At 70.8% G+C, this 5,679-nt stretch carries 6 protein-coding genes and 1 tRNA gene; 1 reads left to right on the forward strand and 6 read right to left on the reverse strand.

What is annotated here, in order from left to right:
* Positions 1-182: 182 nt before the first annotated feature.
* The 5 genes from ABNT58_RS06000 to ABNT58_RS06020 all read right to left on the reverse strand — a co-directional run bounded on the left by ABNT58_RS06000 (position 183) and on the right by ABNT58_RS06020 (position 3,222).
* Positions 183-1,412 carry a GAF domain-containing protein gene (locus ABNT58_RS06000; protein ID WP_348752594.1) on the reverse strand — a complete coding sequence of 410 codons (1,230 nt, stop codon included), beginning with the start codon at positions 1,410-1,412 and terminating at the stop codon, positions 183-185.
* Between the two features lie 134 nt (positions 1,413-1,546).
* Positions 1,547-1,623 (reverse strand) — tRNA-Pro (locus tag ABNT58_RS06005).
* Between the two features lie 43 nt (positions 1,624-1,666).
* Positions 1,667-2,197: a hypothetical protein gene (locus tag ABNT58_RS06010; RefSeq protein WP_348752595.1), complete on the reverse strand. Its 531-nt coding sequence runs from the start codon at positions 2,195-2,197 to the stop codon at positions 1,667-1,669.
* Entirely contained in the window at positions 2,194-2,700 is a 507-nt protein-coding gene (gene rraA / locus ABNT58_RS06015; protein ID WP_348752596.1) for a ribonuclease E activity regulator RraA, read from the reverse strand. Before rraA ends, ABNT58_RS06010 begins: the two co-directional genes overlap by 4 nt.
* Entirely contained in the window at positions 2,701-3,222 is a 522-nt protein-coding gene (locus ABNT58_RS06020) for an Lrp/AsnC family transcriptional regulator (RefSeq protein WP_348752597.1), read from the reverse strand.
* A gap of 107 nt (positions 3,223-3,329) precedes the next feature.
* Between ABNT58_RS06020 and yedA the strand changes: the two genes are divergently transcribed.
* The gene (yedA, locus tag ABNT58_RS06025) at positions 3,330-4,259 is read left to right on the forward strand and encodes a drug/metabolite exporter YedA (RefSeq protein WP_348752598.1); all 930 of its coding nucleotides are present in this window, start codon (positions 3,330-3,332) and stop codon (positions 4,257-4,259) included.
* 15 nt (positions 4,260-4,274) lie between these two features.
* On the opposite strand, the gene ABNT58_RS06030 is transcribed toward yedA, so the two are convergent.
* Positions 4,275-5,679: thiamine pyrophosphate-dependent enzyme (locus tag ABNT58_RS06030; protein WP_348752599.1), on the reverse strand; the 1,405-nt coding region annotated here is incomplete at its 5' end.

The raw sequence follows: 5,679 nt of genomic DNA on the forward strand, positions 1-5,679 counted from the left end.
GCCACCCACTGGCCGTCGATCAGCATCAGGTGGGTGTCTCGGCGCAGAAATGCCTGGGCGCGCGCGGCGAGCAGGTGGTGAATCTCGGACAGGTCCATGTGGGCTTCCTCAACGGCGTAGGGGGTTCGCAAACAAGCGCAACGCAGTCTAGGAAGGGGCTCTCGCGGCCCTGAACCGGGGAGTTACCCGCGCGCCAAAGTGTTCCCGTTTGGATCAGTCGGCCCGTGTTCCACCTCGCGCAGCGTGCGGTAGATGAGGCCGCGCGACACGCCCAGCAGCCGCGCGGCGCGGGCCACGTTGCCGCCGCAGTCGTCCAGCGTGCGCTGGATCTGCCGGCGGCGCTGGGCCTTGAGGGTGGCCGGGGTGGCGGCCTGTTCGGGCGGCTGGGCCTGCGCAGCCGCCGGCGATGCGATGTCCACCACGGCCGCGAGCGCAGCCGGCGGCGGCACGCTGGTCAAGGGGCCGGCGCCGTCGCTGCGGCGCAGCTGCGCGCGCGACCACAAGGTCAGCCCGTTGGGCAGCGTCAGCGGCTGCGGCGCCGGCTGGCGGATCGAGCTCAGCAGCGACTGGGCGGAGCGGCCGAACACCTCCTCGGCCGACTGGCCGATGGCCGCCTGCCCCAGCCGCAGGGCCATGGCATTGGCCCAGCGCAGCCGGCCTTCCCCGTCGATGCCCACCAGAGCTTCCAGCGGCGTGCCCAGCAGTGCCGGATCGGCCTGGAACGACAGCACCAGAAGCTCGGGCGACTGCAGCTGCAGCAGCCGGTTCTCGATGGCGCAGGCGTGCGAGGCCACCAGCGCATAGGCATCGAAGCCGAAGCCGCGGCCTTCGATGGTCAGGTCGAGCACGCCGGCCAGTTGGCCGTGCACATCGTGGATGGGCGCGGCCGCGCAGTGCGTGCGCACCACATGCTCGCTGAAATGCTCGGCCCCGCGCACCGACACGCCCCGCCCGGTGCGCGCCACGATGCCGGGCGCGGTGGTGCCCACCGCGTCTTCCGACAGGTCGATGCCCACCCGCCCCAGCGCCGGCAGCACCGTCTCTTCGGCGCCTTGCGGACGTTGCGTCACATGCACCACCACCCCGTCGGGGCTGGTGAGGATCACGCGCGAGGCGGTGAAGGCGATGGTGGCTTCCAGGCGCTGCAGCTCGGGCGCCGCGGCCTCGCGCAGCAGGCGGGTCAGCCGCATGGCGGCATGCAGCCGCACCGGGCCGACCCGCTGCGCCAGCGGTTGCTGCTGGGTGCGCAACCCCGACGCCAGGCAGCGGCCCCACGACTGCAGCACGGCTTCATCCACCAGACCCAGCGGCTTTTCGCCGCGCTCGAAGAAGCGCTCACGTGCCAGGCTCAACCGGTCTTCCGGCGTGGCGAAGAAGAGTTGCCTAGGCAACTGGACGGACGGCGCAGGCATGTCGACTCCCAGGGACCGCACGCACTGTGCCGAGACCGCGGGGCGCTTGTCGAGTCGGGGCAAACCCCGCGAAGTGGGCGGCTGGAAAAAGAAAAAGCCGCCTGCAAGGGCGGCTCTTTCAGCGGTATGCCAGATGGTCGGGGCGACACGATTCGAACGTGCGACCTACTGCTCCCAAAGCAGACGCGCTACCAGGCTGCGCTACGCCCCGACTGAGAACCGCGGATTGTAGCCCGGGCGGCGGTGCCTGCCGTTCAGGGCGCTGCGGCGCCCTCCGGCGGGGGCAGCTGCAGCTGCCGCGCCACGGCGATGCACTGCTCGATGTGCTGCTCACACACATAGCGCAGCGTGGCAAAGGTGATGGCGGCGGACACCGCCTGGCCGGCAATCGGCACGTACTTGGCGGCCTGCTGGGTGGTCAGGCGCACGCCCACCATCTTCAGCAGCTTGATCACCACCTCGCGCGTGACCAGCTTGCCCACCAGCATGCCGCCGCCGGCCGACAAGGCCTTGTAGACCACCAGCCGGCGGTCCGGCGCCAGGCGGTCGATCTGCTCGGGCGTCAGGCCGAAGATGGCGTTGATCTCCGGCAGCAGCTTGACCAGCACGCCCACGTCGGTCAGCCAGTCCAGCCCAGGCACCGGCAGCACGGCCACGCCGGCGGCCATGGCGGCGCGCTTTTTCACCAGCCGGCGCGCCGCGCGGGCCGCGGTATCCAGCTGTTGCGGGGTGGAGGGCACCACCACCCAGGCGGCATCATCTTGTCTAGACATCTTGAACATCATGCCGCACCTGCCTCGGTGCCGGCTTCGTGCGGCAGTACCACCATGCCGTCGGCATCGGCATACAGCCAGTCGCCGGGGCGCACCCACACGCCCTGCACCTGCACCGGCAGGTCGCGCAGGCCTTCTGCCTTGCGTTCGGTGGGCAGCGGAATCAGCGCCAGCGCGCGGATGCCGATGGGCAGCGGCTTCAACTCGGCGATGTCGCGCACACAGCCGTCCACCACCACGCCGGCCCAGCCGTTGCGGGCCGCGGCCGCGCCCAGCAGGCCGCCCAGCAGCGCGCGGCGCAGGCTGGCGCCGCCGTCCACCACCAGCACGCGGCCATGGCCGGGCGACTCCACCGCGGCCTTGACCGGGGTGTTGTCCTCGTAGCACTTGACGGTGAACACCGGGCCGAAGAACTCGACCCGGCCGCCGTAGTCATGGAACACCGGCGGCAGCACGCGCAGCGCGCCGCTGGTGTCGGACTTGTAGCGGTCGCACAGGTCGCAGGTGGGGGTCATTCAAGCGTTCTCCACTTTGATGAGCGGCGGGCGGATGTCCTCGCGCCGCGCCGGCAGCACCGGGTGATGCTCGCGCGCGGCATTGAGGATGATGGAGGTGGACGTTTCGGTCAGCAGGCAAAAGCGGGTGACCACGGCGTCCAGGTGGGCCACGTCGATGACGGCGATCTGCAGGATCCAGCTGTCTTCGCCGGTGACGTTGTAGGCGTCGATGACCTCGGGCGTTTCCTGGATCAGCTTGACGACGCGGGCGTACTCGGCCCGGCCCACGCGCATGATGGCGCGGATGCCGTAGCCCAGCGCACCCACGTTGACCGAAGCACGGTAGCCGGTGATCACGCCCGCCGCTTCCAGCTTGCGCACCCGCTCACTCACCGCGGGCTGCGACAGGTGCACCCGGCGACCCAGCTCGGCCATGGTCAGCCGCGCATCGGCCTGCAGCTCGGCCAGGATGCGGGTGTCGTAGGCGTCCAGGGCGGTGGTGGCGGGCACCAGCGGCGTCGAAGGCAACAGCGTAGCCATGGGTTCAAAGCCTAGCACGCCAAAGACGATGAAATGCAAGGCCTTGCAACGCCAAGACCTTGTTCCGCCCCTCGATCCGGCGCGGGCCGCCTTCTAACATTTGCGGCATGTCGTCCCGTGCCGTTTCCACCCCTCCGCAGGCCGCGCCCACGCTGCCCAGCGGCCCTGCCCTGTCCCCGCTCATCGTGGCCTGCCTGGCGGCCACCTGGCTGATCTGGGGCTCCACCTACCTGGCCATCAAATACGCGCTGGTCAGCTTTCCGCCCTTCTTCCAGATGGGCACGCGCTTCCTGGCGGCTGGCGTGCTGCTGCTGGCGTGGATGCGCTGGCGCGGCACGCCGATGCCCACGCGACTGCAGTGGCGCAATGCGCTGATCGTCGGCACGCTGATGCTGGGTGGCGGCATGGGCGGCACCGCGGTGGCCGAGACCACCGTGGGCTCCGGCCTGGTGGTGGCCTTCATCGCGGTGCTGCCGCTGATGATCGCGCTGGTGAACCTGGCCTTCGGCGTCAAGCCGCGCGCATTGGAGGCCGCTGGCATCGCCGTCGGTCTGGCCGGCGTGTTGATGCTCACGCAAGGCCAGGGCTTCCAGGCGTCGCCGGGCGGCTTGATGGCCATCTGCATCGCCTGCCTGTCGTGGTCGGTGGGCAGCGTGCTCAGCCAGCGCAGCCTCCCGCTGGCCCCGGGTGCGATGGGTTTTGCCAGCGAGATGCTGTGCGGCGGCGCGGTGCTGATGGCGCTGTCCTGGGCCACGCACGAGGTGCCGCAATGGCCGCCGCAACCAGTGGCGGTGGGTGCCTGGCTGTACCTGGTGGTGGCCGGCTCGCTGATCGCCTTCAATGCCTACATGGTGCTGCTGGCCAAAGCCTCGGCAGGGCTGGCTTCCAGCTATGCCTTCGTCAACCCGGTGATCGCGATGCTGCTGGGCGTGCTGATCGCCGGCGAGCGGGTCAGCGGCTTTGAGTGGGCCGCGGTGGGCGTGGTGCTGGCCGGCGTGGTGCTGCTGATGTGGAAGCGCCAGCCGGCCGGGCACTGAAGGCCCCGGCCGTGTTCAGCCCTGCTTTTTGAGCGCCGCCTCGCGGATGGCGGTGAGCGTGCTGCGCGTGGTGCTGACGTCGGTGTCCAGCTTCACGTGCAGCAGCGTCGGCCGGCCGCTGGCCAGCGCGGCGGCAAACGCCGGCTCGAACTGCGCGGTGGCCTCGATGCGCTCAGCGCGCCAGCCATAGGCCCGGGCCAGCGCCGCGAAGTCGGGGTTGAAGAGGTCGCTGCCGCTCACGCGGCCCGGGTACTCGCGCTCCTGGTGCATGCGGATGGTGCCGTAGGTGCCGTTGTCCACCACCACGCTGATCAGGCGTTGGGCCCCGTAGCCGGTGGCCGTGGCCAGCTCCTGCCCGGTCATCAAAAAGTCGCCGTCGCCCGCGATGTTGACCACCGTGCGCTGCGGGTACAGCAGCGCTGCCGCCACCGCTGAAGGCACGCCGTAGCCCATCGCGCCCGAGGTGGGCGCCAGCTGCGTGCGGCCATGGTGCTGCAGGCCGAAGTAGCGCACGTAGCGGTGCAGCCAGCCGGCGTAGTTGCCGGCGCCGTTGGTGTACACGGTGTCTTCGGGCGCCAGGCGCTGGATGGTTTTCATCACCTGCGCCAGGTCCATCGGCTGCACCCCGGGCGCCGCATGGTTGGCTTCGTAGTCGGCATGGGCGGCGGCGGCCCAGTCGGCCCAGCGCGGCGTGCCGGCCGGCGCGGCCAGCGTCTCCAGCGCCTTGCCGGCATGGCACATCGCGCTTTGCAGCATCAGGTCGGCGCTGTACACGCGGCCCAGCTCTTCGGCGCCGGCATGCATGTGCACCAGCTTTTGCGCCGGCCGCGGCACCTGCAGCAAGGTGTAGCCGCTGGTCGTCATCTCGCCCAGGCGCACGCCCACGGCCAGCAGCAGGTCGGCCTCGCGGATGCGCTGCGCCAGCTTGGGGTTGATGGCGATGCCCACGTCGCCGGCATACAGCGGGTGGCGGTTGTCGAAGGTGTCCTGGAAGCGGAAGCCGCAGCCCACCGGCAGGCCCCAGTTCTCGGCAAAGCGCTGCAAAGCCTGGGCGCTTTCAGGCGTCCAGCCGCTGCCACCGGCGATGACGAAGGGCCGCTCGGCCGCGGCCAGCATCGCACGCAGGTCGCGCATGCCGCCCGGGGCGGGCCAGGCGGTGGCAGGCTCGATGCGGGGCAGCACGGGGGCTGCGGTGGGCTGCGTCAGCATGTCTTCGGGCAGCACCAGCACCACCGGGCCGGGGCGGCCCTGCATGGCGGTGTGGAAGGCCCGGGCCACGTACTCGGGCAGGCGGTGGGCGTCCTGCACCTCGCCCACCCATTTGGCCATGCCCAGCGTGCCGGGGCCGAACACCTGGCGGTAGTCCAGCTCCTGGAAGGCCTCACGGTCGCGCTGGTCGCTGGCCACCTGGCCGACGAAC

Source organism: uncultured Aquincola sp., from assembly GCF_964001545.1.
Lineage (GTDB): Bacteria > Pseudomonadota > Gammaproteobacteria > Burkholderiales > Burkholderiaceae_C > Aquincola.